Below are 772 nucleotides of genomic sequence, written 5' to 3' on the forward strand. Positions count from 1 at the left end.
GGTCGGTCTTCGACATGCGAAACGACTGCTCGACGTGCCAGAGCTCGTGATAATTCCCGATCACCTCGGCCGCGGCCATTGTGGTAGCGGGCAGATTCGTCAGGTTCCCTTTCCAGCCGGCCAGGCTCATGGCCCGATCGTAGGCGTCCTCGTCGAGGGACTTCTTCGCGTCCTTGACGCGCACGAACCGAGTCTTGCGCGCCGGTTTGTCACCATCGATGATGGCAAGGGCCTTGTTGCGCTGCTGGGTCAGCGTCTGCCGGTCTCTGAGGGCGCGTTTCCGTCGGAACTGCCACACCGCCCGCCACGCGTGCGGATGCGACTCATCCGTCCATACGGGTTCAGCTCTCGTATTGACCCGTTCAGGATCCAGGCGCTTTGTCCCGCGTGGAGTGATCGTATCGACGATATGTCCGTCGTCGGTGGCTGTGCCTTCCCAATGGAAGTACGTGGCCAGGTCGCCTGGTGCCCGGGTCAGGCGCGAACCGACAATGAACCGTAGACCAGCATCGTCGAGATCTTTCAGGTTCTTCGCTGACAGCATCCCGGCATCGGCGGCGATGACCATATCGGCGATCCCGTGCCGGTCTTGGAACTGTTTCACGATCGGGATGATCGTGTGCGTCTCGGCCCTGTTGCCCTCGTAGCAGCCAATCTCTAGAGGGAAGCCGTGGCGGTCGACGAGGAGCCCGACGACGATCTGCGGGTCGACTCGGCGTTCTTTGGAGTACCCGACCTTGCGGAGGTCGTCTTCCTTCTCTGCTTCGAAATA

1 protein-coding gene is annotated in these 772 nt (G+C 61.5%); it reads right to left on the reverse strand.

Annotated elements, in window-relative coordinates; all coding sequences use genetic code 11:
- Positions 1 to 772, reverse strand: a 772-nt coding sequence (locus tag ACFFN1_RS04745) for an IS1634 family transposase (protein WP_376839092.1), incomplete at both ends; no start/stop codon positions are given.

This window comes from Brevibacterium otitidis, assembly GCF_042429315.1.
Lineage (GTDB): Bacteria > Actinomycetota > Actinomycetes > Actinomycetales > Brevibacteriaceae > Brevibacterium > Brevibacterium otitidis.